A 26,301-nucleotide genomic window follows, 5' to 3' on the forward strand; every position below is an offset into this window, starting at 1 on the left:
CAGCGGCGGCGACCGCCCAGAGATCGGGGTCGGTAGGAAATGCAGCACGGCAAATACCGGTTCGTCGTGGGGTTCCTCTCGGTACCCCTGGGGCTCTACCTCCTGTTCGTCGTGTGGCCCTTCATCCAGTCCATCTACTACTCGTTCACGGACTGGACCGGCCTCAGCCCCGATTTCCGGATGGTGGGCTTCGACAACTACCGGAGGATGCTCCACGACGACATCTTCTGGAAGTCGTTGCAGCACAGTCTGATGTTCGCTTTGGTGCTGCCGCTGGTGACGATCAGCCTGGCGCTGTTCTTCGCCTTCATGATCAATGTGGGCGGACGGCGCAGAAAGGGCGGGCCGGTGATCACCGGTGTCCGCGGCTCGTCCTTCTACAAGATCGTCTACTTCTTTCCGCAGGTGCTGTCCATCGCCATCGTCGCCCTGCTGTTCGCGTTCGCGTACAACCCGGAGAGCGGGGCGATCAACTCGATCCTGCGCGGCATCGGCCTGGACAGCGTCCAGCCGCTGTGGCTGGGTGATCCGAGTCTCGCGCTGTGGTGCGTGATGGCGGTGCTGGTGTGGTCCACGGTCGGGTTCTTCGTGGTCCTCTTCTCCGCAGGCATGGCCTCCATCCCCTCGGACCTGTACGAGGCCGCACTGCTGGACGGGGCGAACCGGTTCACCACGTTCTTCCGGATCACCCTGCCGCTGCTGTGGGACACCGTGCAGTCCGGCTGGGTCTACATGGGCATCCTCGCGCTCGGTGCCGAGTCGTTCGCGGTCGTGCAGATCATGACGACCGGTCCGGGCGGCCCCGACTACTCGACCACCGTCATGGTCCTCTACGTGTACCAGAAGGCGTTCCGTGACGGTCAGGCCGCCTACGCCACCACGATCGGCGTCGCCCTCCTCGTCGTCACGCTGGCGTTCGCCGCGGTCGTGATGCGGCTGGGCCGGCGCGAGCGGCTGGAGTTCTGACCATGAAGACGACCGAAACCCCCGCCTCCCTGCGCGCCGGGTCCGGCGCCCCGCTCCCCGAAGCCGACCCGGCGGCCGGGAAGCCGCCCGCCGGGAAGAAGCGGGAGGGCGGCGTCCTCAACGCCTTCTCGCACGGCATGCTGATCCTTTGGGCGTTCATGGTGGTCATGCCGCTGCTGTGGGCGGTGATGACCTCCTTCAAGGACGACCGCGCCATCTTCAGCTCGCCCTGGTCGCTGCCGGACCATCTGCACTTCGACAACTGGGCGCGGGCGTGGACCGACGCCCACATGAGCGACTACTTCCTCAACACCATCCTGGTGGTGGGCGGGTCGCTGGTCGGCACCCTGGTGCTCGGCTCGATGGCGGCCTACGTGCTGGCCCGCTTCGACTTCCCCGGCAACCGCTTCATCTACTACCTGTTCATCGGCGGCATGAGCTTCCCGATCATGCTCGCGCTGGTCCCGTTGTTCTACGTCGTGAACAACATGGGCCTGCTGAACACGCTCCCCGGCCTGATCCTGGTCTACATCGCCTACTCGCTGCCCTTCACGGTCTTCTTCCTGACCGCGTTCTTCCGCACCCTTCCGTCCTCGGTGGCGGAGGCGGCCTTCGTGGACGGCGCCTCGCACACCCGCACCTTCTTCCAGATCATGCTGCCCATGGCCAAGCCCGGCCTGATCAGCGTGGGCATCTTCAACTTCCTCGGGCAGTGGAACCAGTACATGCTCCCGACGGTGCTCAACACCGACCCGGACAAGCGGGTCCTCACCCAGGGGCTGGTGCAACTCGCGGTGAGCCAGGGCTACAAGGGCGACTGGTCCGGCCTGTTCGCCGGCCTGGTGATGGCCATGCTCCCGGTGCTCGCCGCGTACATCCTGTTCCAGCGGCAGGTCGTGCAGGGACTGACGGCGGGGGCGCTGAAGTAGCCCCAGGGCCGCGCCGCACGCGCGACGGGCGCCGGGGCCGGTCCGTCCGGGCGGTCCGTCCGAGCGGTCCGTCCGGCCGGCGCGCCCGAGCGGTGCGTCCGGGCGGTCCGTCCGGTGGCGGGGCCCCTCGCGTCCATTACCCGAAGGGGTCCCGCCGGCCGGTGCCGCCTCAGCAGGGCCGGACGTAGTAGGTCGCGTAGGGATATGCGACCGAGCCCGAACTGTAGGCCCCGGGCGTCGTCTGGATGACGGTCCTGGAGCTGTTCTTGAACCGGGCCCGGGTGCCCGGGGTCTGGTTGTTGACGTAGTACGTCGGCACCCAGCTCCCGAGGTAGAAGTCCCCGCAGTAGTAGTACGCCTTCCACGTCCAGTCCGACTGGTCGGCGTGGTGCATGTGGACGCAGATCGCCTTGTACGGGCAGTTGTACTGCGCGGAGTCCGCCCCGTTCGTTCCGGCCTGCGCCGCCGGGGTCGTGCCGACGACGACCGCGAGGGCCGCCGCGCCGGTCGCGGAGAGTCCCGCGATCCTCCTTCGGATGCGCATGTGCATGTCCTCCCCTGGTGTGTCGTTCCTCACCTCTGCAACGGATGAACAGCCTGCTGGCGGGGCGTAACCTCCACAAGCCGCCCTTTCGGACTTCAGGCGAATGACCTGAAGTGGGCGCCTTGCCGTCAAAGTCCCGTGTGGCCGATTTTGCACATCGGCGATCACGACGCTCCGTATGCGGTCACGCACGGGAAACTGTTCAACCTCTTGACGGGAGGCAACCCGAACAGCTCAGCTTAGAGTTCACTAGTTGGACATGGACGGGGTCTCACCGAAGCGGCCCCGCGCGCAGGAGGTCGTCGTGGAGACTCCGGGGTCGCAGTCGTCGCTGCACCGAGCCAACCTGGAGCGCGTGGTACGCGCCGTGCGGCTGGCCGGTTCCCTCACCCAGGCGGAGATCGCGAGGACGACGGGTCTGTCCGCGGCGACGGTCTCCAACATCGTCCGCGAGCTCAAGGATGGGGGAACGGTCGAGGTCACGCCGACGTCGGCGGGCGGGCGCCGGGCCCGCAGCGTCTCCCTGAGCGGGGACGCCGGCATCGTGATCGGGGTGGACTTCGGTCACACCCATCTGCGGGTCGCGGTCGGGAACCTCGCCCACCAGGTGCTGGCCGAGGAGGCCGAGCCGCTGGACGTCGACGCCTCCGCCAGGGAGGGCTTCGACCGGGCGGAGGAGCTGGTCAGCAGGCTGATCACGGCCACGGGCGTGGATCGTTCCAAGGTCGCGGGGGTGGGTCTGGGCGTACCCGGGCCGATCGACGTCGAGTCCGGCACGCTGGGCTCGACCGCCATCCTCCCCGGCTGGGGCGGCACCCGGCCCGCCGAGGAGCTGAGGGAGCGGCTGGGCGTCCCCGTGCACGTGGACAACGACGCCAACCTCGGCGCCCTCGGGGAACTGGTCTGGGGCAGCGGCCGCGGGGTCCGTGATCTTGCTTACATCAAGGTCGCGAGCGGTGTGGGTGCCGGTCTGGTGATCGACGGGAAGATCTATCGCGGTCCGGGCGGCACCGCCGGGGAAATCGGACATATTACACTCGACGAATCCGGCCCGGTCTGCCGCTGCGGAAACCGGGGCTGCCTGGAGACCTTCACCGCCGCGCGCTACGTGCTGCCGCTGCTCCAGTCCAGTCACGGCACCGACCTGACCATGGAAGGAGTCGTGCGGCTCGCCCGGGACGGAGACCCTGGCTGCCGTCGGGTGATCGCTGACGTCGGCCGCCACATCGGCAGTGGAGTCGCCAACCTCTGCAACCTTCTCAACCCGAGCCGGGTGGTCCTGGGCGGTGATCTCGCCGAGGCCGGTGAGCTGGTGCTCGGACCGATCAGGGAGTCCGTCGGCCGCTACGCGATCCCCAGCGCGGCGCGCCAACTCTCCGTTCTCCCGGGGGCACTCGGCGGTCGTGCCGAGGTGCTCGGAGCGCTCGCTCTCGCACTCAGCGAGATGGGTGATTCGACCCTTTTGGATGGCTCGCTGTCCACAACCGCTCCCGCCTTCACTTAGAGAACGGATGGCACCGTTGCCATCTCGTTAAGGATTTACTTCTTGACGTCGCACGTGTGGCCGAGTTGACTTCCAGCCACCTCGGCCGCAACGACGCGGCCTCGTCAGGGAGGTTTCTGAGAATGAGCAAGCGTATGCGTTGTGCCGCCGTTGCCGTTGCCGCTGGAGCGATGGCCGTCTCGCTCGCCGCCTGTGGCAGCGCCAAGGAGTCCGGTGACAAGGCCGACTCCACCGCCGGTGCCACCACCAAGGGCGATGCGATCAAGGTCGGTCTGCTCCTGCCGGAGAACCAGACCGCTCGGTACGAGAAGTTCGACCGCCCGCTGATCGAGAAGCAGATCAAGGCGCTGACGAACAACAAGGGCGAGGTTGTCTACGCCAACGCCAAGCAGGACGCCACCGTCCAGGCGCAGCAGGTCGAGACCATGATCACCAACAAGGTCGACGTGCTTATCGTGGACGCGGTGGACGCCAAGGCGATCGCGACCTCGGTGAAGAAGGCCAAGGACGCCGGCATCCCGGTGGTGGCCTACGACCGCCTCGCCGAGGGCCCGATCGACGCCTACACCTCGTTCGACAACGAGGAGGTCGGCAAGGTCCAGGGCGAGGCGCTGCTCAAGGCGCTGGGTGACAAGGCGAAGTCCGGCAAGATCGTCATGATGAACGGGTCGATCACCGACCCGAACGCCGCTCTGTTCAAGAAGGGCGCCCACTCCGTCCTCGACGGCAAGGTGAACATCGGCAAGGAGTACGACACCAAGGAGTGGAAGCCGGAGAACGCCAACAAGAACATGGAGGGCGCGATCTCCGCCCTCGGCAAGGACAACATCGTCGGCGTCTACTCCGCCAACGACGGCATGGCCGGCGGTATCATCACCGCCCTCAAGGCCGGCGGCTTCTCCACCCTGCCGCCCGTCACCGGCCAGGACGCCGAACTCGCCGGTGTGCAGCGCATCGTCGCCGGTGAGCAGTACATGAGCGTCTACAAGCCGTACGCTCCCGAGGCCGAGGCCGCCGCGAAGATGGCCGTCGCCCTCGCCCACGGCGAGTCCCTGGACTCCGTCGCCAAGGACAAGGTCGACAGCCCCACCACCAAGGGCGTCCCGTCGGTCCTCGTCCCGGTCGTCTCGCTGACCAAGGACAACATCAACGACACCGTCATCAAGGACGGCGTCTACACGGTCGACGAGATCTGCACCGCCAAGTACAAGGCGGCCTGCGACAAGATCGGCCTGAAGTAAGGCCATGACCTCGGAAGGGGTGCGGAACGACCCCCGCACCCCTTCGGAGGGAGCAGTACCTCGAACTCCTCCGGCGCCCCGCAGTCATCAGCCCCGCAAGCTTGCGCGGGGCGCCGGACGGAACATCCCCCCATTCACACTTCTGCACAACCCTTCCGCCGGGTCAGGCGGCGAAGGAGATGGTTCACGTGTCCGCTACGCCCGTGCTGGCGTTGCGCGGAGTCTCCAAGCGGTTCGGTGCCGTCCAGGCGCTCACCGACGTCGAGCTTGAGGTCCACGCCGGTGAGGTGGTCGCCCTGGTGGGCGACAACGGAGCCGGAAAATCCACGCTGGTCAAGACGATCGCCGGCGTGCACCCCATCGATGACGGCGTCATCGAGTGGGAGGGCAAGTCCGTATCGATCAACAAGCCGCAGGACGCCCAGCACCTGGGCATCGCGACCGTCTACCAGGACCTCGCGCTGTGCGACAACATCGACGTGGTCGGCAACCTCTTCCTGGGACGGGAAGTGCGTCGCCGCGGCGTCCTCGACGAGGTCGAGATGGAGCGCCGCTCCCGCGAGCTCCTCGACACCCTGTCGATCCGGATCCCCAGCGTCCGCATCCCGATCGCCTCGCTCTCCGGCGGTCAGCGCCAGACCGTGGCCATCGCCCGCTCCATGCTCGGCGAGCCCAAGCTGGTCATCCTCGACGAGCCCACCGCGGCCCTCGGCGTGGAGCAGACCGCACAGGTCCTCGACCTGGTGGAGCGGCTGCGCGAGCGCGGACACGCCGTCGTGCTCATCAGCCACAACATGGCTGACGTGAAGGCCGTCGCGGACAAGGTCGCCGTGCTGCGGCTGGGCCGCAACAACGGCGTCTTCGGGGTCAAGACGACCTCCCAGGAGGAGATCATCTCCGCCATCACGGGCGCCACCGACAACGCCGTGACCCGCCGTGCGGCGCGCACCAACGGGGAGGCTCAGCAGTGAGCATCGACAAGACCTCCGCCACCACCGACGAGCACCTCGTCGAGAACCCCGACGCCGCCTCCGGCTCCGACACCGCCGTCGACCCCCGACTGCTGGTGCGCGAGGAGGGCCTGGCCGGCTACCTCCACGAGTTCAAGCGGAAGATCCGCGGCGGTGACCTGGGCTCCATCCCGGTCGTCGTCGGCCTCATCGTCATCTGCATCACCTTCCAGAGCCTGAACTCGGCGTTCCTGTCCGCGCGGAACCTCAACGACATCTCCGTCGCCATGGTCGCGACGGGCATGATGTCGGTCGGCATCATCTTCGTGCTGCTGCTCGGCGAGATCGACCTGTCGGTCGGATCGGTCAGCGGCGTCGCCGGAGCGATCTTCGCCGTGCTGTCCATCTCGCACGGCATGAACGAGTGGCTGGCCCTGATCATCGCCCTAGTCAGCGGCGCCGCCATCGGCGCCCTGCACGGCTTCTTCTTCGCCAGAATCGGGGCGCCGGCCTTCGCGGTGACCCTGGCGGGCCTGCTGTTCTGGAACGGCTTCATGCTCCACCTGCTGGGGCAGAACGGCACCATCAACCTGGACAGCGAGGGCGTGGTCGGCAGGCTGACCACGTACTACTTCACCGATGTCGCCGCCGCCTACGGCCTGGCCGCCTTCGCCGTGGCGCTGTACTTCGTCACCGCCCTGGTGGACAGCCGGCGCCGCGACGCCGCGGGCGTGCCGTCCCGGCCGCTCACCGAGATCGTGCTCCGCACGGTCCTGCTGGCCGTCGTCGCCTTCGCCGCGGCCGTCATGTTCAACCAGTACAAGGGCCTGCCGCTGGCCCTGCTGCTGTTCCTGGTGGTCCTGGTGGGCATGGACTTCCTGGTCCGCCGCACCCCGTACGGCCGGAAGGTGTTCGCTCTCGGCGGCAGCGTCGAGGCCTCCCGCCGCGCCGGCATCAACGTGGTCGCGGTCCGCATCTCGGTCTTCGCCCTCGCCGGCCTGTTCGCCTCCGTCGGCGGCCTGTTCTGGGCCTCCAAGATCGCAGCCGCCAACCAGAGCGCCGGTTCCGGCGACCTGCTGATGAACGTCATCGCGGCGGCCGTCATCGGCGGCACCAGCCTCTTCGGTGGCCGCGGGCGGATCTGGAACGCGCTCCTCGGCGTCATGGTGATCACCTCCATCCAGTACGGCCTGGCCCTGGAGGGCACCGGCGCCCCGATCCAGTACATGATCACCGGTGCGGTGCTGCTCGCCACCGTGGTCATCGACTCGGTCACCCGCAAGACCCAGCGGACCGCGGGCCGCGCCTGACGCTCCGCACGGGGGTGCCGGCCCGGTCCGCACCCGCCCCGGCGGCCACCGCGCCGCCGGGGTGCGCACCGCCCGGCCCCCGCCCCGACACGGCTGTGCCCGGCGCCCTCGAAGGCGCCGGGCACAGCCGCGTTCGGCCGGTGCACGCCGGTGCGTCCGGTACGTCCGCGGGTACGGCCGAACGCGTGACGCACGACGCAGAGGCCGGGCGCCGCCCGCGCGGACGGAACATTAGACTCGACGAGCCCGGCAACAGCTCTACTGCAAGGAGGCACGGGTGCCGCTGCTGACCCGCATCAGGGGACCGCGCGATCTCGACCGGCTCAGCCTGGAGGAGCTGGACCTGCTGGCGGAGGAGATCCGGACCTTCCTCGTCGACGCCGTCTCCAAGACCGGCGGCCACCTCGGGCCCAACCTGGGCGTGGTGGAGCTGACCATCGCCCTGCACCGGGTCTTCGACTCGCCGCAGGACAAGGTGCTGTGGGACACCGGCCACCAGTCCTACGTGCACAAGCTGCTCACCGGCCGGCAGGACTTCTCCAAGCTGAAGATGAAGGGCGGCCTGTCCGGCTACCCCTCGCAGGCGGAGTCCGAGCACGACGTCATCGAGAACAGCCACGCCTCCACGGTCCTCGGCTGGGCCGACGGCATCGCCAAGGCCCACCAGATCCGGGGCCGCGACCGCCACGTCGTCGCCGTGATCGGCGACGGTGCGCTGACCGGCGGCATGGCCTGGGAGGCGCTCAACAACATCGCCGACGCCAAGGACCGCCCCCTGGTCATCGTCGTCAACGACAACGAGCGCTCCTACGCGCCGACCATCGGCGGCCTCGCCAACCACCTCGCGACGCTGCGCACCACCGACGGCTACGAACGCTTCCTGGCCCGCACCAAGGACCTCCTGGAGCGCACCCCGGTCCTCGGCAAACCCCTCTACGAGACCCTGCACGGAGCCAAGAAGGGCCTGAAGGACTTCATCGCCCCGCAGGGCATGTTCGAGGACCTGGGCCTGAAGTACGTCGGCCCCATCGACGGCCACGACCTGGAGGCCCTGGAGTCGGCGCTGACCCGCGCCAAGCGCTTCGGCGGGCCGGTCATCGTGCACTGCCTCACCGAGAAGGGCCGCGGCTACCAGCCCGCCCTCCAGGACGAGGCCGACCGCTTCCACGCCGTCGGCAAGATCCACCCGGACACGGGCCTGCCCATCTCCACCTCCGGGGCCGACTGGACGAGCGTGTTCGGGGAGGAGATGGTCAGGCTCGGCGAGGAGCGCGAGGACATCGTCGCCATCACCGCCGCCATGCTCCAGCCGGTCGGCCTGGACCGGTTCGCCAAGGCCTTCCCCGAGCGGGTGTACGACGTCGGCATCGCCGAGCAGCACGGCGCGGTCTCCGCGGCCGGCCTGGCCCACGGCGGCGTGCACCCCGTCTTCGCGGTGTACGCCACCTTCCTCAACCGCGCCTTCGACCAGGTCCTCATGGACGTCGCCCTGCACCGGTGCGGCGTGACGTTCGTGCTGGACCGGGCCGGCGTCACCGGCACCGACGGCGCCTCCCACAACGGCATGTGGGACATGTCGATCCTCCAGGTCGTGCCGGGCCTCAGGCTGGCCGCCCCGCGCGACGCCGACCAGGTCCGGGCCCAGCTCCGGGAGGCCGTCGCGGTCGACGACGCGCCGACCGTGGTGCGCTTCTCCAAGGGCGCCGTCGGACCCGCCGTACCCGCCGTCGGCCGGGTCGGAGGCATGGACGTGCTGCGCGAGCCGGGCACCGACACCCCCGACGTCCTCCTGGTCTCCGTCGGCGCCCTCGCGCCGATGTGCCTGGAGGTCGCCGACCTCCTCGACAAGCAGGGCATCTCCACCACCGTCGTCGACCCGCGCTGGGTCAAGCCCGTCGACGAGGCGATGGCCCCGCTCGCCGCGCGCCACCGCGTGGTCGTCACCGTGGAGGACAACAGCCGCGTCGGCGGCGTCGGCTCGGCGGTCGCCCAGGCCCTGCGCGACGCGGGGGTGGACGTGCCGCTGCGCGACTTCGGCATCCCGCCGCGCTTCCTCGACCACGCCTCCCGCGCCGAGGTCCTCGCCGAGATCGGACTGACCGCGCCGGACATCGCCCGCCAGGTCACCGGACTGGTCGCCAGGCTGGACGGGCGGTTCGCACGCACCGCCGCCGAGGTGGACTCCGTGGAGCCGGCCCGCGACTGAGCGCACGACCGAACGGGCCGGTTTCGCCACTGCCGGGAGTGGCGAAACCGGCCCGTTCGCGTGAAAGCGCCCGTGTCGGGGCGTACCCGCCGCGCCCTCTCCCGATCATGTCGGGGACGGCACAGCGTGGGAGGTACCCGTGAGCAGCACCCTCTTCCGGAAGAAGAAGGTCGAGCAGTCCATCCAGGACACCGAGGCGCCGGAGCACGCGCTCCGGAAGTCCCTGTCCGCGCTGGACCTGACCGTCTTCGGCGTCGGTGTCATCATCGGCACCGGAATCTTCGTGCTGACCGGCACCGTCGCAAGGAACAGCGCGGGCCCGGCGGTCTCCCTGGCCTTCGTCGTGTCCGGCGTGGTCTGCGGGCTGGCCGCCCTGTGCTACGCCGAGTTCGCCTCGACGGTCCCGGTCGCCGGGTCCGCCTACACCTTCTCGTACGCCTCGCTGGGCGAGCTGCCCGCCTGGACCATCGGCTGGGACCTGATCCTGGAGTTCGCGCTCGGGACGGCGGTGGTCGCCGTCGGCTGGTCGGGCTACATCCGCTCACTGCTGGACAACGCGGGCTGGCACATGCCGGACGCGCTCGGAGGCAGGGACGGCGCCTCGGGCTTCGGCTTCGACATCCTGGCCGCCGCCCTCGTACTGGTGCTCACCGCCGTCCTCGTCCTCGGCATGAAGCTGTCCGCCCGGATCACCTCCCTCGTCGTGGCGATCAAGGTCACGGTCGTGCTGATCGTCATCGTCGCGGGCTCCTTCTTCATCACCTCGGACAACTACCGGCCGTTCATCCCCCACTCCCGGCCGGTTGAGGCCGGAGGCGACCTCCAGGCGCCGCTCATCCAGCTCATGTTCGGCTGGGCGCCCGCCGACTTCGGGGTGATGGGCGTCTTCACCGCCGCCTCGGTCGTCTTCTTCGCCTTCATCGGCTTCGACATCGTCGCCACCGCAGCGGAGGAGACGAGGAACCCGCAGCGCGACATGCCCCGCGGCATCCTCGGCTCCCTCCTCATCTGCACCGTGCTGTACGTGGCCGTGTCCCTCGTCGTCACCGGCATGGAGAACTACACCCGGCTCTCCGTGGACGCCCCCCTCGCCGGCGCCTTCAAAGCCGTCGGCCACCCCTGGTACGCCGGCGTGATCAGCTTCGGCGCCGCCGTCGGCCTCACCACGGTCTGCATGATCCTGCTGCTGGGGCAGACCCGGGTGTTCTTCGCGATGAGCCGAGACGGCCTGCTGCCGCGCTTCTTCTCCCACGTCCACCCCAGGTTCAGGACCCCGCACCGCCCGACCGTCCTGCTCGGCCTGATCATCGCGGTCATCGCCGGCTTCACCAGCCTGAGCGCCCTCGCGGAACTGGTGAACATCGGCACCCTGTTCGCGTTCGTGGTCGTCGCGATCAGCGTGATCACCCTCCGCCGGACCCGCCCCGACCTGCCCCGGGCCTTCCGTACCCCCTGGGTGCCGGTGGTCCCGGTGCTGTCGGTGTGCGCCTCCCTGTGGCTGATGCTCAACCTGCCCGTCGAGACCTGGCTCCGCTTCGCCGTCTGGACGGCCGTCGGCTTCCTCGTCTACTCCCTCTACGGCCGCTCCCACAGCCGCCTCGGGCAGCGGGAGCGCGCGGCGGCCGCGACGGCCGGGTCGTCGGCGGGCGGACCGTCCGCCGACGGGACCCGGTAGCGGCGGCGGGCCTGCGGGGAGGGAGGGCCGCACCGGGGCCCGCGTACGTCAGCGGGGCGGCCGTACCGTCCGCGGTCCGGCGACCTCGGCACCGAGTTCCGTCACCCGCCGCCGCAGTCCGCGGTCGGCGGTGACCACGAGGCAGCCGCGACCGGTGGCGCCGGCGACCAGCGCCACCACCAGGTCGTCCCCGCTTCCCTCCGCCTCCACCACCCGCACGCCCGGCACGGAGTCGATCCCGCGGGCCGCCCCCTCCACCACCAGGACCAGTTCCACCGGGCCGGCGCGGCCCGGCAGGCCGTCGGCGGCCAGCCGGTCCCGCAGCCGCGCGGCCGCCCCGCGCCGGTCCCGCCACCAGCCGTCGGGCACCGAGCCCACGACATTGGCACCGTCGACGATCACCAGGAGCGGGCTGCCGTTGTCCATGCCACCAGCCTCCCATCCGCGCCCCGGCGAACGGCACGGTCCGCCCGCCCGCGGCATCGGAAAAGGGGCGGTGCCCGGGGACCGTCGTCCCGGGCACCGCCCCCTCGGGGTGTTCGATCAGGCCGGGACGCTCGCCACGCCCTGCTCCAGGAACCGCTTGCCGTTCACCCGCTCCGAAACGCCCTCCCGGTCCAGGTACGGCGTGATGCCGCCCAGGTGGAAGGGCCAGCCGGCGCCCGTGATCAGGCACAGGTCGATGTCCTGCGCCTCGGCGACGACGCCCTCGTCGAGCATCAGGCCGATCTCCCGGGCCACCGCGTCCAGGACGCGGTCGCGCACCTGCTCCTCGGTCAGGACGGTGTCGCCCTGCTTCAGGAGCGCGGCGACCTCCGGGTCCAGCTCGGGCTTGCCGCTGTCGTAGACGTAGAAGCCGCGCTTGCCCGCCTCGACGACCGCCCTGAGGTTGGGGGAGACCTTGAAGCGGTCCGGGAAGGCCCGGTTCAGCGTCTCGGAGACGTGCAGGCCGATGGCCGGGCCGACCAGCTCCAGCAGCACCAGCGGCGACATCGGCAGGCCCAGCGGCTCCACCGCCTTCTCCGCCACCTCGACGGGGGTGCCCTCGTCGATGACGTTCTGGATCTCGCCCATGAAGCGGGTCAGGATGCGGTTCACCACGAACGCCGGGGCGTCCTTGACCAGCACCGCCGTCTTCTTCAGCTTCTTGGCCACCGCGAAGGCGGTGGCGAGCGAGGCGTCGTCCGTCCGCTCCCCGCGCACGATCTCCAGCAGCGGGAGGACCGCGACCGGGTTGAAGAAGTGGAAGCCGACGACCCGCTCGGGGTGCTTCAGCTTCGAGGCCATCTCCGTGACGGACAGCGAGGAGGTGTTCGTCGCCAGGATCGCGTGGGCCGGGGCGACCGCCTCGACCTCGGCGAACACCTGCTGCTTGACGCCGATCTCCTCGAACACGGCCTCGATGACGAAGTCCGCGTCGGCGAAGCCCTCCGCCTTGTCCAGGACGCCGGAGACCAGTGCCTTGAGGCGGTTGGCCTTGTCCTGGTTCACGCGGCCCTTGGCGAGCAGCTTGTCGATCTCGGCGTGGACGTAGCCGACGCCCTTGTCGATGCGCTCCTGGTCGATGTCCGTCAGCACGACGGGCACTTCGAGGCGGCGCAGGAACAGCAGGGCGAGCTGGCTGGCCATCAGGCCGGCGCCGACCACACCGACCTTGGTGACCGGGCGCGCGAGGCTCTTGTCCGGCGCGCCCGCGGGGCGCTTGCCGCGCTTCTGCACCAGGTTGAAGGCGTAGATGCCGGAACGCAGTTCACTGCCCATGATCAGGTCGGCGAGCGCCTTGTCCTCGGCGTCGTAGCCCTGCTGCAGGTCGCCGTTCTTCGCGGCGGCGATGATGTCCAGGGCGCGGTAGGCGGCCGGGGCCGCGCCGTGCACCTTGGAGTCGGCGATGAAGCGGCCGCGCTCGACGGCCTGGTCCCAGGCCTCGCCGCGGTCGATCGCCGGGCGCTCCACCGTGACCTCGCCGACGAGGACCTGAGCGGTCCACAGCAGCGACTGCTCGAGGAAGTCGGCACCCTCGAAGAGCGCGTCGGCGATGCCGAGCTCGTAGACCTGCTTGCCCTTGAGCTGCCTGTTCTGGTTGAGGCTGTTCTCGATGATCACCGAGACGGCCTTGTCGGCGCCGATGAGGTTCGGCAGCAGCGTGCAGCCGCCCCAGCCGGGCACCAGACCGAGGAACACCTCGGGCAGCGAGAACGCGGGCAGCGCCTTCGACACCGTGCGGTAGCGGCAGTGCAGGCCGACCTCGACGCCGCCGCCCATGGCCGCGCCGTTGTAGTAGGCGAACGTCGGGACGGCGAGGTCCGCGAGGCGCTTGAAGACGTCGTGGCCGCCCTTGCCGATGGCGTAGGCGTCGTCCCACCGCTTCAGCAGCTCGACGCCCTTGAGGTCGGCGCCGACGGCGAAGATGAACGGCTTGCCGGTGATGCCGACGCCGACGATGTCGCCGTCCGCGGCCTCCTTCTCGACCTGGTCGAGGGCGCCGGCGAGGTTCGCCAGCGACTGCGGGCCGAAGGTGGTCGGCTTGGTGTGGTCCAGGCCGTTGTCCAGGGTGATGAGGGCGAAGCGCCCGGCGCCCAGCGGCAGGTCGAAGTGGCGTACGTGCGCCTGGGTGACGACCTCGTCCGGGAAGAGCTCGGCGGCGCCCTTCAGGAGTTCAGCGGTGGTGCTCACTTGTCGCCTCCGTCGAAGTGCGGGTTCTCCCAGATGACCGTCGCGCCCATGCCGAAGCCGACGCACATGGTGGTCAGGCCGTAGCGGACGTGCGGCTGCTCCTCGAACTGGCGGGCCAGCTGCGTCATCAGGCGGACGCCGGAGGAGGCCAGCGGGTGGCCGAACGCGATGGCGCCGCCGTACTGGTTGACGCGCTCGTCGTCGTCGGCGATGCCGTAGTGGTCCAGGAGGGCCAGGACCTGGACGGCGAAGGCCTCGTTGATCTCGAACAGACCGATGTCGGAGATCGACAGGCCCGCCTTGGCGAGGGCCTTCTCCGTGGCCGGGATCGGGCCGTAGCCCATGACCTCCGGCTCCACACCGGCGAAGGCGTAGGAGACCAGGCGCATCCGGACCGGCAGGCCGTGCTCGCGGGCGAAGTCCTCGGAGGCGACCACCGAGGCGGTGGCGCCGTCGTTCAGGCCGGCCGCGTTGCCCGCGGTGACCCGGCCGTGCACGCGGAACGGGGTCTTCAGGCCCTGGAGGTTCTCCAGGGTGGTGCCCGGGCGCATCGGCTCGTCGGCGGTGACCAGGCCCCAGCCGGTCTCACCGGCCTCGGAGTTGGTGCGGCGCACCGACACCGGCACCAGGTCCTGCTGGATCCGGCCGTTGGCGTACGCCTTGGCGGCCCGCTCCTGGGAGCGCACCGCGTACTCGTCGGCGCGCAGCTTGGTCAGGTGCGGGAAGCGGTCGTGCAGGTTCTCCGCGGTCATGCCCATGAACATCGCGGACTCGTCGACGAGCTTCTCGGACACGAACCGCGGGTTGGGGTCGACGCCCTCGCCCATCGGGTGGCGGCCCATGTGCTCGACGCCGCCCGCGATGGCGACGTCGTAGGCGCCGAAGGCGATGGAGCCGGAGACGCTGGTCACCGCGGTCAGCGCACCCGCGCACATGCGGTCGATGGAGTAACCGGGCACGGAGGTGGGCAGCCCGGCGAGGATGCCGGCGGTGCGCCCGATGGTCAGGCCCTGGTCGCCGATCTGGGTGGTGGCGGCGACGGCGACCTCGTCGACCTTCTTCGGGTCGAGCCCGGGGTTGCGGCGCAGCAGCTCCCGGATTGCCTTGACGACGAGGTCGTCGGCGCGGGTCTCGTGGTAGACGCCCTTCGGGCCCGCCTTGCCGAACGGGGTGCGGACGCCGTCGACGAAGACGACGTCCCTGACGGTACGAGGCACGATGGCTCTCCTCCAGGGTGCGGGATGGCACTGCCGCGGCACGCTGAGCGTGCGCTCAGTCCCCATGCTACTCGCGGGTAATGTGGCTGCCCAGTCCCCCCGGCCCAAGCGGTGAACGTCACACGGGCGGCGGCCCCCCACCGCCTCCCGGGCGGCCCTCCGCCCCGGGCCGGCCGCGGCCCGGAGGACAGCGGCCCGGAAGCCCCGGCCGGCCGCGGCTGCGGGCCCGTGGAGTGCCCGGGCGGCCCGGGTGGAGCGCCCGGACGGAGGGCCCGGGTCGCGGCGGGCTCGAGTCCGCGGGCCCGGGGCGTGGCGGGCCCGCGGTCAGGCGTCCCGGGGTACCAGTGCGGCGGCCAGCAGCGGCGCCACCAGTTCCACCTGCCAGGCCCGCGCCCCGTGCCGGGACAGCGCGGCGCTCACCGAGTCCGCGTCCACCGCCGACGGCGGTTCCCAGCACACCCTGCGCACCGTGTCCGGCGTGATCAGGTTCTCCTGCGGCATGTTCAGCCGCTCCGCCAGCTCCGAGACCGCGCTCCGCGCGGCGGACAGCCGCTGCGCGGCGACCGGGTCCTTGTCGGCCCACGCCCGCGGCGGCGGCGGGCCGGTCACCGGCTGCCCCTGCTGCGGCAGCTCCGCCTCCGGAAGCGCCTTCGCCCGGTCGACGGCCGACTGCCACTGCTCCAGCTGCCGCCGTCCCATCCGGTGCCCGAACCCGTGCAGCGCGGCCAGCGCGTGCACGTTCGCCGGCAGGCCCAGGGCCGCCTCGACGATGGCGGCGTCGGTCAGCACCTTCCCCGGGGAGACGTCCCGCCGCTGCGCGATCCGGTCCCGGGTCTGCCAGAGTTCCCGCACGACGCCGAGCTGCCGCCGGCGCCGCACCTTGTGCATGCCGGACGTCCGGCGCCAGGGGTCCTTGCGGGGCTCGGGCGGCGGCGCCGAGGCGATCGCGTCGAACTCCTGCCGGGCCCAGTCCAGCTTGCCCTGCCGGTCCAGCTCCTTCTCCAAGGCGTCGCGCAGGTCGACCAGGAGTTCCACGTCCAGGGCGGCGTAGCGCAGCCAGGGCTCGGGCAGCGGCCTGGTGGACCAGTCCACCGCGGAGTGGCCCTTCTCCAGGACGTAGCCGAGGACGTTCTCCACCATGGCGCCGAGGCCGACCCGCGGGAAACCGGCCAGCCGCCCCGCCAGCTCGGTGTCGAACAGCCGCGTCGGCACCATGCCTATCCCGCGCAGGCAGGGCAGGTCCTGGGTGGCCGCGTGCAGGACCCACTCGGCGTCCGCCAGTGCGTCGCCCAGTGCGGACAGGTCGGGGCAGGCGACCGGGTCGATCAGTGCGGTACCCGCGCCTTCGCGGCGCAGCTGCACCAGGTAGGCGCGCTGGCCGTAGCGGTAGCCGGAGGCACGCTCGGCGTCGACGGCCACGGGGCCCGAGCCTTCGGCGAAGGCGGCGACGACCGCGGCCAGCGCGGTCTCGTCCGCGATGACGGGCGGAATGCCCTCACGCGGCTCCAGGAGGGGAGTCGGCGCCCCCTCAGCAGTAGATCCGCCGTCGTCCGGAGGGGCGCCTCCGGTGGTTCGCAGTGATGTGTCTGCTGCGGTCTTCTGGGCGTCGGTCACATGTCAAGGGTATCCATGTGTGGGCGGCGCCCGTCGACGGAACGTTCCGCCGATGGACGCCGCAGGGTGGTGAACCGGTCAGCTCGGGGGAGGGAACGGTTCACCGGTGCCGGGCGCGGCGCGGCGGGACCGGATCCCGTTCGCGTCGACGCACCGAGCGGGGTGCCCGCTCAGTGGATGATGCCGGTGCGCAGGGCCACCGCGACCATCCCGGCGCGGTCGCCCGTGCCGAGCTTGCGGGCGATACGGGCCAGGTGGCTCTTGACGGTGAGCGCGGACAGGCCCATGGACACGCCGATCGCCTTGTTCGACTGGCCCTCCGCCACCAGCCGCAGCACCTCCACCTCGCGGCCGGAGAGCTCGCGGTAGCCGCCCGGGTGGCTCGGGGCGCCCGGGGGGCGGCGGTGCAGACGGCCGGCGGCGCCGAGCGGGACGGCGCCGGGACGGGACGGGAGTCCGACGTTGGTCCGGGTGCCGGTGACGACGTAGCCCTTGACTCCGCCGGCCAAGGCGTTGCGCACGGCGCCGATGTCGTCGGCGGCGGACAGGGCGAGTCCGTTGGGCCAGCCCGCGGCGCGGGTCTCCGACAGGATGGTGAGGCCGGAGCCGTCCGGCAGGTGGACGTCGGCGACGCAGATGTCGCGGGGGTTGCCGATGCGGGGACGCGCCTCGGCGATGGACGAGGCCTCGATCACGTCGCGCACGCCGAGCGCCCACAGGTGTCGGGTGACGGTGGAGCGGACGCGGGGGTCGGCCACGACGACCATCGCGGTGGGCTTGTTCGGACGGTAGGCGACCAGGCTTGCGGGCTGCTCGAGGAGAACGGACACCAGGCCTCCTGGGGGGCGGGGACGTCTTGCTGGGTCACAGTCGTCTTCGGCACCGAACCCCCCGCCCTTTAGAAAAAGATCACGATTTAGTGAGTAACAATCCGTGCAATTCGGACACGCTGTCGATCGTTCGGTGAGCGATTCGGTTCGTTCGAGGGCGCGAGTGTGACTGAAAGTGGCCGTATCGACAAAGAGACGGTCAATGGGACTGCGGGCCGCGCCGCTGCGGCAGCGTGACCACCGAGGCGTCGCCGGGGCCGGCCGGCGGCAGGCCCGCCACCTGCGCCAGCAGATCGCTCCACGCGGCCAGGTGGCCCGCCGCGTCCGGTACCCCGTTCACGCCCTCGCGCGGTGTCCAGGAGGCGCGGATCTCGATCTGGGAGGCCGGCGGCCGAGCCGACAGCCCCCCGAAGTAGTGCGAGCCGGCCCGGGTCACGGTGCCGCTGGGCTCACCGCACGCCAGCCCGCGCGACTGGAGCGACCCGGTCAGCCAGGACCAGCACACCTCCGGCAGCAGCGGATCGGCCGCCATCTCCGGCTCCAGCTCCGCACGCACCAGCGTCACCAGCCGGAAGGCGCCCTGCCAGGCCTCGTGCCCGGCCGGATCGTGCAGCAGCACCAGGCGGCCGTCCGCGAGATCCTGGTCGCCGTCCACGACCGTGGCCTCCAGCGCGTACGCGAAGGGCGCGAGCCGCTGCGGGGGCCGGGTCGGCTCGATCTCGATCTGCGGGCGCAGGCGCGCGGTGCGCAGTGCGTCCACCGCGGCCCGGAAGGGCGGCGGTGCCTGCCCGCCACCCGGTTCCTCCCCCTTGTCCTTCCCCTCGTCCGTTCCGCCAGCGTCGTCCGACAGTCGTCCCTGAGCCGCAGCCATGCGGGGAAGGTTAAGGGGAAGCGGGCTTCCGCGCAGGACAAGACACCCCCCGTCGGCCCGGCCGGTTGCGGCCTGCCCACCGGCCCGGCCGGTTGCGGCCCGCCCCGGCCGGCCCGGTGCCGGCGCCGTGCGAGACTTGCCGCGTGAGTGCCAACCCCAGCCCCACGGGCATGCAGCCGACAGCGACGTACGACAGCACCTTCCTGAAGGCGTGCAGGCGGGAACCGGTCCCGCACACGCCCGTGTGGTTCATGCGGCAGGCCGGGCGCTCCCTGCCGGAGTACCGCAAGGTCCGCGAGGGCATCGGCATGCTCGAGTCCTGCATGCGGCCCGACCTGGTCACCGAGATCACGCTCCAGCCGGTGCGCCGGCACGGCGTGGACGCGGCGATCTACTTCAGCGACATCGTCGTCCCGCTCAAGGCGATCGGCGTCGACCTCGACATCAAGCCCGGTGTCGGCCCGGTCGTCGACAGCCCCGTCCGCTCCCGCGCGGACCTGGCCCGGCTGCGCGACCTCACCCCCGAGGACGTCTCCTACGTCACCGAGGCGATCGGCCAGCTCACCCGCGAGCTGGGCCCGACCCCGCTGATCGGTTTCGCGGGCGCCCCCTTCACCCTCGCGAGCTATCTCGTCGAGGGCGGCCCGTCCCGCACCTACGAGAACGCCAAGGCGATGATGTACGGCGACCCGGAACTCTGGGCCGACCTGCTCGACCGCCTCGCCGGCATCACGGCCGCGTTCCTGCGGGTGCAGATCGAGGCCGGCGCCTCCGCCGTCCAGCTCTTCGACTCCTGGGCCGGTGCGCTCTCCCCGGCGGACTACCGGCACTCGGTGCTGCCTGCCTCGCGCAAGGTCTTCGAGGCCGTCGCCCCGTACGGCGTCCCGCGCATCCACTTCGGCGTCGGCACCGGCGAGTTGCTCCGCCTCATGGGCGAGGCCGGCGCGGACGTGGTCGGCGTCGACTGGCGCGTCCCGCTCGACGAGGCCGCCCGCCGCGTCGGGCCGGGCAAGGCGCTGCAGGGCAACCTCGACCCGACGGTGCTGTTCTCCACCCGGGAGGCCGTCGAGGCGAAGACCCGCGAGGTGCTGGACGCGGCCGCCGGACTGGAGGGCCACGTCTTCAACCTAGGCCACGGCGTCATGCCGGCCACCGACCCGGACGCGCTCACCCGGGTCGTGGAGTACGTCCACACGCACACCGCCCGCTGACCGGCCGCCCGACCGCCCCGCGGGCCCGCACCACGCCGGCCCGCGCGGCGGCGCGGGACGCCCGGCTCACCAGCTCGGCCGTGCCCGCCTGCCGAACAGCAGCCCGCGCGGTTCCGGGGGCGGAGGCGTGCCGGGGCGCAGCGGCCAGGCGATCAGCATGCCGGCCAGGAAACCGACGACATGGGCCGTGTAGGCGACGGTGCCCGCGTCGGTGACGCCCTCACCGGAGGAGTACACCGCCTGCAGCCCGAACCAGAAGCCCAGCACCAGCCACGCGGGCAGCCGGAGCGGCAGGAAGACCAGGAACGGGACCAGCACCCACACCCGCGCCCGCGGGTACAGCACCAGGTAGGCGCCGAGCACCCCCGCGATGGCGCCGGACGCGCCGATCAGCGGTTCGCTCGAACCGGCGTTGAAGAGGGCGAAACCGTACCCCGCCGCGTAGCCGCACACGCCGTAGAACACCGCGAAGCGGACGTGCCCCATACGGTCCTCGACGTTGTTGCCGAAGATCAGCAGGAACAGCATGTTGCCCAGCAGGTGCAGCCAACTGCCGTGCAGGAACATCGCGGTGAGCACGCTCAGCGGCGGCGACTTGTCGTAGTCCGGCGGAGCCACCAGGCAGCCCGCCCCGTTCGGGCCCAGCCCCACGTCCCCGGTGGGCACCAGCCGGGGCATCCGATGGTGGATCAGCTCCTGCGGCACCGCCGCGTAGTGGTCCAGGAACGCCTGCAGGTGGCACAGCTGCGCGAGGTCGCCGTCGCCCGCCACGTTGCCGGCCATACCGGGCGTGGACAGGAACACGTAGACGTTCACGGCGATGAGCGCGTACGTCACCCAGGGCGTACCGCGCACCGGGTTCACGTCATGGACGGGGATGACCACAGGAGAGTACTGCCCGCGATCCGGCGGGCGAATCGGTGAACACGGGTGACGGCCGCTGCGTATGTCCTCCCAGGGGGGCACCCCCCGGACCGCCCGCGGCGCGGGGAAGGCGCGCCGCGGGGACGACGTGACGCGAGGAGCAGGCGATGAACGACCGGGTGACCCCTCCGATGCACGCCCTGCCCGACGGCGAGGCGGAGATCTCCCTGGTGGTGCGGCTTCCCTGGGAGGATGTCGCGCGGCTCGGCCAGGACGCCGCGCGGCTCGCCGCGCAGACGCAGCGGCCGGTGACGCTGGACGAGGCGGTCAGCCACCGGTTGCGTTCGGTGCGCGCCGCGGCGGCCGCCGCGCACGCCAAGCAGGCGGGTGCGGAGCAGCCCGCGGCCGCCGCGGCCGGCGGTTCGGTCGCGTCGCTGCCGCCGAGGGTCAACGGGACGGCGTGACGGACCGGACCGCGGCCACCGCCTTGCGGGCCGCCACCAGCACCGGGTCCCACACCGGGGAGAACGGCGGGGCGTAACCGAGGTCCAGGGACGTCATCCGTTCCACCGTCATACCGGCCGTGAGGGCGACCGCCGCGACGTCCACCCGTTTGGCGGCGCCCTCGCGGCCCACGATCTGCACGCCCAGCAGCCGCCCGGTGCGCCGTTCGGCGAGCATCTTGACCGTCATCGGGGAGGCGCCGGGGTAGTAGCCGGCCCGGCTGGTGGACTCCACCGTCACCGTCTCGAACTGCAGTCCGGCCCTGCGGGCGTCCTTCTCCCGCAGACCGGTACGGGCGATCTCCAGGTCGCACACCTTGCTGACGGCCGTGCCGACCACACCGGGGAAGGTGGCGTAGCCGCCGCCCGCGTTGGTTCCGATCACCTGGCCGTGCTTGTTGGCGTGCGTACCGAGGGCGATGTGCCGCTCCTGCCCGGAGACCAGGTCGAGCACCTCCACGCAGTCGCCGCCGGCCCAGATGTCCGCGTGCCCGCGCACCCGCATGGACAGGTCGGTCAGCAGGCCGCCGTGCGCGCCCAGCGGCAGACCGGCGGCCCGGGCGAGTTCCGTCTCGGGCCGGACCCCGATGCCGAGGACCACCACGTCCGCCGGGAACTCCGCGTCCGCGGTGGCCACCGCGCGGACCCGGCCGTCGTCCCCGGTGCGGATCCCGGTGACCTCCGCGTCGTTCACCATGGTGATCCCCAGCCCCTCCATGGCCCGGTGCACCAGCCGGCCCATGTCCGGATCGAGCGTCGCCATGGGCTCCCGGCCGCGGTTGACGACCGTCACCGCGTAACCCCGGTTGATCAGGGCCTCCGCCATCTCCACGCCGATGTAGCCCGCGCCGACGACCACGGCCCGCCCGGACGGGCCGCCGCCCCGCCGCCCGCCGTCGGCGCCACCGCCCGTGCGCGCCAGGGTGTCCAGCAGGGCCTGGCCGTCGTCCAGGGTCTGCACTCCGTGCACGCCGGGGGCGTCCGCCCCGGGCATCTCCGGGCGGATCGGCCGGGCGCCCGTGGCGACGACGAGCTTGTCGTACGGCGTCCAGGACGCGGCCCCGGAGTCGACGTCCCGCGCCCGCACCCGCCGCCCGGCGACGTCGATCTCCGTGACCTCGGTGCGGATGCGCAGGTCGATACCGCGCGCCCGGTGCTCCTCGGGAGTCCGGGCGATCAGCCGGTCCCGGTCGGTCACGTCGCCGCCGACCCAGTACGGGATGCCGCACGCCGAATAGGAGGTGAAGTGGCCGCGTTCGAAGGCCACGATCTCCAGCGCGTCCGCGTCCCGCATCCGCCGCGCCTGCGAGGCCGCGGACATCCCCGCGGCGTCCCCGCCGATCACGACCAGCCGTTCCCTGCCACCCCGTCCAGCACCCGAGTCCATGCGCACACGCTACGTGCGGCGCGCGCTCCGGTCCCGTCCGGTCGCTCCGGTCCGTGTCACCGGGCCGGTCGCCGGGCCGATCGCGGGCCACGGTCGACGCGGGTGGCTCCGGTGGGGGTGGCTTCGGCGGCGGTCGGCTCAGCAGGCGGCGATTCAGCGGGGGTCGGCCCCACCGGACCCCCGCTCACCGGGCCCCCGCTCACCGGGCCCCCGCTCACCGGACCCCGCTCACCGGACCCCCGCCCGCCGGATCATCGGTCGCCGGTGTCCTGCCCGCCGGGCTCGGGGCCCTCTGCGCCCTCCCGGTCCGGGCTTTCCGGGTCCGGGTCCTCCCGACCCGGGTCTTCCGGGTGCCCCGTGCGGGTCTCCGGCTCCGGGGCCGCCGGGCCGTGCGGCGCCGGACCCGCCGAGGTCGGTGCACCGCTCTGCACCACCGGCGCCGGCCCGAAAGCTGCGCCGGACGGGGGCCCGAACGGAGTGCCGGGCGCGGGATCCGCCGCGCGCCGGGCCCGGCGCGGCAGTCGGGGCCGCAGCAACCGCAGCCACACCAGCCCCAGCAGCGCCGCCGCGGCCGCGAACGGCAGCGCCGCGCCGAGCGCCACCGCGAGCCAGCGCAGCACCGCCAGGAACGCGTGCCAGCCGCCCGCCAGCGCGTCCAGGAAGCCGGGGCCGCCATCGCCGTCCTCGGCGTCCTCCTCGGCCGGTTCCCCGGACAGCGACAGCGTGACGGTGGCCAGGCCGGTGCGGTCCTTCAGCGACGCCTGCCGGGCGAGCAGGGACTCCAGATCGGCTTCGCGGCTGCTCAACTCGCCCTCCAGTTGGACCACGTCGGCGAGCCGGGTCGCCCGGTCCATCAGCGCGCGCACCCGGGCCACGCTGGCCCGCGCGGACTTCACCCGGCTGTCGACGTCGACGACCTGGTCGGTGACGTCCTGCGCCTCGGAGGTGCGCTCCAGGAGCTTGCCCGCGCCCTGCAGGTCGGCGAGCACCGCGTCGTAGCGTTCCACGGGCACGCGCAGCACGACGCGGGTGCGCTCCCGGCCGTTCCGGTCGCGGGTGGTGTTCTCCTCGCTGACGTAGCCGCCCGCGTTCTCGACGGTGGCGCGCGCCCCGTCCAGGGCCTTCGCCACGTCGTGGACCCGCACGGTCAGCGACGCGGTGCGGATGATCCGGTCGGTGGCCAGGGCCGCGGGAGCAGCCGTCCCGGCCGCCGCGCGCCCGCTGCCCGGGTCTCCGCCGCCGGCCGCGTCCTGCTGCGCGGCCCGGGCCCCGTCCGAGGCGGCCGCGGCCCTCTCGGGCGCGGACGCCGACGAGTCGTCCGCGCCGCCGCACCCGGTGAGCAGCAGGGCGGACAGCAGGAGACCGGCGAACAGCCGGCCGGGTCCTCGTACGGAACACGGTGCGCGCATCGGGATACCCCCTGGTTCGGTGACGCCTGACGCTCCTTCGACGCCGGTACCGGCCGGGACGTTTGCCGGAGCCGGTCCCGACCCGGTCCCGAACCGGTCACGGTCCGGACTCGGCGCTCCGCGGGCCCCCGGCTCCGCTGCGGGCCGGGTCTGAGAGGGTGGGGGCATGAACGGAGCGAGTGCGGGCGCGGACCGGGCGGGTCGTGCGGCCGGGGGCCATGTCGTCGTCATCGGGGCCGGGATCGCCGGGCTGGCCGCCGCGCACCGGCTGCTGGAGCGGGGCGCCAGGGTGACCGTCGTCGAGGCCTCCGAACGGGTCGGCGGCAAACTGATGCCCGGTGAGATCGCGGGCGTGCGGGTCGATCTGGGTGCCGAGTCCATGCTGGCCCGGCGCCCCGAGGCGGTCGCCCTCGCCCGCGCCGCGGGCCTCGGCGAGCACCTGCGGCCGCCCGCCACCGCCACGGCCTCGATCTGGACCCGTGGAGCGCTGCGGCCCATGCCGAAGGGCCACGTCATGGGCGTGCCCGGCACCGCCGCCGCCCTTGCCGGCCTGCTCACCGACGAGGGCCTGGCCCGCATCGAGAAGGACGCCGAGCTGCCCCGCACCGAGGTCGGCGACGACGTCGCGGTGGGCGAGTACGTGGCCGCCCGGCTGGGCCGCGAGGTCGTCGACCGGCTGGTCGAACCGCTCCTCGGCGGGGTCTACGCGGGCGACGCCTACCGCCTCTCCCTGCGCTCCACCGTCCCCCAGCTCTTCCGGGCGGCGCAGACCAGCACCTCGCTGACCGCCGCGGTCCGCGAGATCCAGGCCGAGGCGGCCGCCCGCCGGCAGACCGGCCCCGTCTTCCTCGGCCTGGAGGGCGGAGTGGGCCGGCTGCCGCTCGCGGTGGCCGAGGCGGTCCGCGCGGGGGGCGGCGAGATCCTCACCGGCACCCCCGTCACCGGCCTGCGGCGCGCCGCACCCGCGGGCTGGCGGGTCACCGCGGGGGACCGGGTGCTGCACGCCGACTCCGTCGTCGTCGCCGTACCCGCACCGGCCGCCGCCCGGCTGCTCGCCCCGGAGTCCCCCGGGGCCGCCGCCGAACTGCGCGCCGTCGAGTACGCCTCCATGGCGCTGATCACCCTCGCCTACCGCCGTGCCGAGGCCGACCTGCCCGGGGGCAGCGGCTTCCTGGTGCCGCCCGTCGACGGACGCACGATCAAGGCGTCCACCTTCGCCTCGCAGAAGTGGGGCTGGATCGCCGACCAGGACCCGGGCGTCGTCGTCCTGCGCACCTCCGTCGGACGGCACGGCGAGACGGAGGTCCTGCAGCGCGACGACGACGCCCTCGTCGCGGTCTCCCGGCACGACCTGCGGGAGGCGACCGGACTGTCCGCCGCCCCGATCGCGACCCGGGTCACCCGCTGGACCGACGGCCTCCCGCAGTACCCGGTCGGGCACCACGCCCGCGTGGCCCGCATCCGCGCACACGTCGACCGGCTGCCCGGCCTGGCCCTGTGCGGCGCCCCGTACGACGGGGTCGGCATCCCGGCGTGCATCGCCGGCGCCCACGCCGCCGCGGACCGGCTCGGCGGCGACGACCGCGCCGCGCGCGAGCTGACCGCCCACCCGGTGCAGAGCCTGCACGGCGGAGCGGGAGAATGAGACCCATGAGTGACGACGCCCCCACCACCGCGCCCGGACGGATCCCGAACAAGGGCAAGCTGGCCAAGGACCTCAACGAGGTCATCCGCTACACGCTCTGGTCGGTCTTCCGGCTGAAGGACGTGCTGCCCGAGGACCGCGCCGGCTACGCGGAGGAGGTCCAGGAGCTGTTCGACCAGCTCGCCGCGAAGGACGTGACGGTCCGCGGCACCTACGACGTGTCCGGACTGCGCGCCGACGCCGACGTCATGATCTGGTGGCACGCGGAGACCAGCGACCAGCTCCAGGAGGCGTACAACCTCTTCCGCCGCACCCGGCTCGGCCGCGCGCTGGAACCGGTCTGGTCGAACATGGCGCTGCACCGCCCCGCCGAGTTCAACCGCGCGCACATCCCGGCCTTCCTCGCCGACGAGACGCCCCGCAACTACGTGAGCGTCTACCCGTTCGTGCGCTCCTACGACTGGTACCTGCTGCCGGACGAGGACCGCCGCCGCATGCTCGCGGACCACGGCAAGATGGCCCGCGGCTACCCGGACGTGCGTGCCAACACGGTCGCCTCGTTCTCCCTCGGCGACTACGAGTGGATCCTCGCCTTCGAGGCCGACGAGCTGTACCGCATCGTCGACCTCATGCGCCACCTGCGGGGTTCGGAGGCCCGGATGCACGTCCGCGAGGAGGTCCCGTTCTACACCGGCCGCCGCAAGGACCTGGCGGAGCTGGTCGCGGGCCTCGCCTGATCGGTTCCCGCGCCT

General features: G+C 72.0%; 22 protein-coding genes. 12 read left to right on the forward strand and 10 right to left on the reverse strand.

Annotated elements, in window-relative coordinates; genetic code table 11:
• Positions 1–39: 39 nt before the first annotated feature.
• Both ACL02U_RS17085 and ACL02U_RS17090 read left to right on the forward strand, forming a co-directional pair.
• The gene (locus tag ACL02U_RS17085; protein ID WP_412791697.1) at positions 40–966 is read left to right on the forward strand and encodes a carbohydrate ABC transporter permease; all 927 of its coding nucleotides are present in this window, start codon (positions 40–42) and stop codon (positions 964–966) included.
• A gap of 2 nt (positions 967–968) precedes the next feature.
• Positions 969–1,895: a carbohydrate ABC transporter permease gene (locus ACL02U_RS17090; RefSeq protein WP_412791698.1), complete on the forward strand. Its 927-nt coding sequence runs from the start codon at positions 969–971 to the stop codon at positions 1,893–1,895.
• A 169-nt stretch (positions 1,896–2,064) separates the two neighbouring features.
• On the opposite strand, the gene ACL02U_RS17095 is transcribed toward ACL02U_RS17090, so the two are convergent.
• Positions 2,065–2,439 carry a hypothetical protein gene (locus ACL02U_RS17095; RefSeq protein WP_412791699.1) on the reverse strand — a complete coding sequence of 125 codons (375 nt, stop codon included), beginning with the start codon at positions 2,437–2,439 and terminating at the stop codon, positions 2,065–2,067.
• A 304-nt stretch (positions 2,440–2,743) separates the two neighbouring features.
• Here ACL02U_RS17095 and ACL02U_RS17100 point away from each other — a divergent pair, with 304 nt between their 5' ends.
• From ACL02U_RS17100 to ACL02U_RS17125, 6 genes are all read left to right on the forward strand, one after another.
• Complete coding sequence (locus ACL02U_RS17100) at positions 2,744–3,943, forward strand: ROK family transcriptional regulator (protein ID WP_412791757.1); 1,200 nt, start codon at positions 2,744–2,746, stop codon at positions 3,941–3,943.
• A 122-nt stretch (positions 3,944–4,065) separates the two neighbouring features.
• Positions 4,066–5,184: a substrate-binding domain-containing protein gene (locus ACL02U_RS17105; RefSeq protein ID WP_412791700.1), complete on the forward strand. Its 1,119-nt coding sequence runs from the start codon at positions 4,066–4,068 to the stop codon at positions 5,182–5,184.
• Between the two features lie 179 nt (positions 5,185–5,363).
• A complete protein-coding gene (locus tag ACL02U_RS17110) occupies positions 5,364–6,155 on the forward strand; it encodes an ATP-binding cassette domain-containing protein (RefSeq protein ID WP_412791701.1) in 792 nt (263 codons plus the stop codon).
• The gene (locus tag ACL02U_RS17115; RefSeq protein WP_412791702.1) at positions 6,152–7,444 is read left to right on the forward strand and encodes a sugar ABC transporter permease; all 1,293 of its coding nucleotides are present in this window, start codon (positions 6,152–6,154) and stop codon (positions 7,442–7,444) included. Before ACL02U_RS17110 ends, ACL02U_RS17115 begins: the two co-directional genes overlap by 4 nt.
• Positions 7,445–7,721: 277 nt before the next feature.
• Positions 7,722–9,650, forward strand: coding sequence for a 1-deoxy-D-xylulose-5-phosphate synthase (gene dxs, locus ACL02U_RS17120; RefSeq protein WP_412791703.1), 1,929 nt, complete (start codon positions 7,722–7,724; stop codon positions 9,648–9,650).
• A 139-nt stretch (positions 9,651–9,789) separates the two neighbouring features.
• The gene (locus ACL02U_RS17125) at positions 9,790–11,325 is read left to right on the forward strand and encodes an amino acid permease (RefSeq protein WP_412791704.1); all 1,536 of its coding nucleotides are present in this window, start codon (positions 9,790–9,792) and stop codon (positions 11,323–11,325) included.
• Between the two features lie 48 nt (positions 11,326–11,373).
• Here the strand turns inward: ACL02U_RS17125 and ACL02U_RS17130 are convergent, their stop codons facing one another.
• From ACL02U_RS17130 to ACL02U_RS17155, 6 genes are all read right to left on the reverse strand, one after another.
• The gene (locus ACL02U_RS17130; RefSeq protein ID WP_412791705.1) at positions 11,374–11,751 is read right to left on the reverse strand and encodes an NTP pyrophosphohydrolase; all 378 of its coding nucleotides are present in this window, start codon (positions 11,749–11,751) and stop codon (positions 11,374–11,376) included.
• 117 nt (positions 11,752–11,868) lie between these two features.
• Positions 11,869–13,998, reverse strand: a complete 2,130-nt coding sequence (locus tag ACL02U_RS17135; protein WP_412791706.1) for a 3-hydroxyacyl-CoA dehydrogenase NAD-binding domain-containing protein — start codon at positions 13,996–13,998, stop codon at positions 11,869–11,871.
• Positions 13,995–15,215 (reverse strand): thiolase family protein, encoded by a 1,221-nt coding sequence (locus tag ACL02U_RS17140; RefSeq protein ID WP_412791707.1) that lies wholly within the window; start codon positions 15,213–15,215, stop codon positions 13,995–13,997. The genes ACL02U_RS17135 and ACL02U_RS17140 overlap by 4 nt, the downstream gene beginning before the upstream one ends.
• A gap of 324 nt (positions 15,216–15,539) precedes the next feature.
• Complete coding sequence (locus ACL02U_RS17145; RefSeq protein WP_412791708.1) at positions 15,540–16,829, reverse strand: ribonuclease D; 1,290 nt, start codon at positions 16,827–16,829, stop codon at positions 15,540–15,542.
• A gap of 170 nt (positions 16,830–16,999) precedes the next feature.
• Positions 17,000–17,659: a LuxR C-terminal-related transcriptional regulator gene (locus ACL02U_RS17150; RefSeq protein WP_412791709.1), complete on the reverse strand. Its 660-nt coding sequence runs from the start codon at positions 17,657–17,659 to the stop codon at positions 17,000–17,002.
• A gap of 199 nt (positions 17,660–17,858) precedes the next feature.
• Complete coding sequence (locus ACL02U_RS17155; protein ID WP_412791710.1) at positions 17,859–18,530, reverse strand: DUF3000 domain-containing protein; 672 nt, start codon at positions 18,528–18,530, stop codon at positions 17,859–17,861.
• Positions 18,531–18,673: 143 nt separating this feature from the next.
• On the opposite strand from ACL02U_RS17155, the gene hemE reads away from it, so the two are divergent.
• Positions 18,674–19,741 carry a uroporphyrinogen decarboxylase gene (gene hemE, locus ACL02U_RS17160; protein WP_412791711.1) on the forward strand — a complete coding sequence of 356 codons (1,068 nt, stop codon included), beginning with the start codon at positions 18,674–18,676 and terminating at the stop codon, positions 19,739–19,741.
• 66 nt (positions 19,742–19,807) lie between these two features.
• Here hemE and ACL02U_RS17165 read toward each other — a convergent pair whose 3' ends face one another.
• Positions 19,808–20,626: a rhomboid family intramembrane serine protease gene (locus ACL02U_RS17165; RefSeq protein WP_412791712.1), complete on the reverse strand. Its 819-nt coding sequence runs from the start codon at positions 20,624–20,626 to the stop codon at positions 19,808–19,810.
• Between the two features lie 146 nt (positions 20,627–20,772).
• Between ACL02U_RS17165 and ACL02U_RS17170 the strand changes: the two genes are divergently transcribed.
• A complete protein-coding gene (locus ACL02U_RS17170) occupies positions 20,773–21,069 on the forward strand; it encodes a hypothetical protein (RefSeq protein ID WP_412791713.1) in 297 nt (98 codons plus the stop codon).
• On the opposite strand, the gene ACL02U_RS17175 is transcribed toward ACL02U_RS17170, so the two are convergent.
• Both ACL02U_RS17175 and ACL02U_RS17180 read right to left on the reverse strand, forming a co-directional pair.
• A complete protein-coding gene (locus tag ACL02U_RS17175) occupies positions 21,053–22,495 on the reverse strand; it encodes an FAD-dependent oxidoreductase (protein WP_412791714.1) in 1,443 nt (480 codons plus the stop codon). The two genes, ACL02U_RS17170 and ACL02U_RS17175, sit on opposite strands and share 17 nt — an antisense overlap.
• Positions 22,496–22,746: 251 nt before the next feature.
• On the reverse strand, positions 22,747–23,904 hold the full coding sequence (locus tag ACL02U_RS17180; protein WP_412791715.1) for a DUF4349 domain-containing protein: 1,158 nt from the start codon (positions 23,902–23,904) through the stop codon (positions 22,747–22,749).
• 166 nt (positions 23,905–24,070) lie between these two features.
• Between ACL02U_RS17180 and hemG the strand changes: the two genes are divergently transcribed.
• Entirely contained in the window at positions 24,071–25,549 is a 1,479-nt protein-coding gene (gene hemG, locus ACL02U_RS17185) for a protoporphyrinogen oxidase (protein WP_412791716.1), read from the forward strand.
• A 5-nt stretch (positions 25,550–25,554) separates the two neighbouring features.
• Positions 25,555–26,286 (forward strand): hydrogen peroxide-dependent heme synthase, encoded by a 732-nt coding sequence (gene hemQ / locus ACL02U_RS17190; protein WP_412791717.1) that lies wholly within the window; start codon positions 25,555–25,557, stop codon positions 26,284–26,286.
• Positions 26,287–26,301: the final 15 nt, after the last annotated feature.

Origin of the sequence: Streptomyces sp. MS06 (assembly GCF_047200655.1) — a bacterium.
GTDB lineage: Bacteria > Actinomycetota > Actinomycetes > Streptomycetales > Streptomycetaceae > Streptomyces.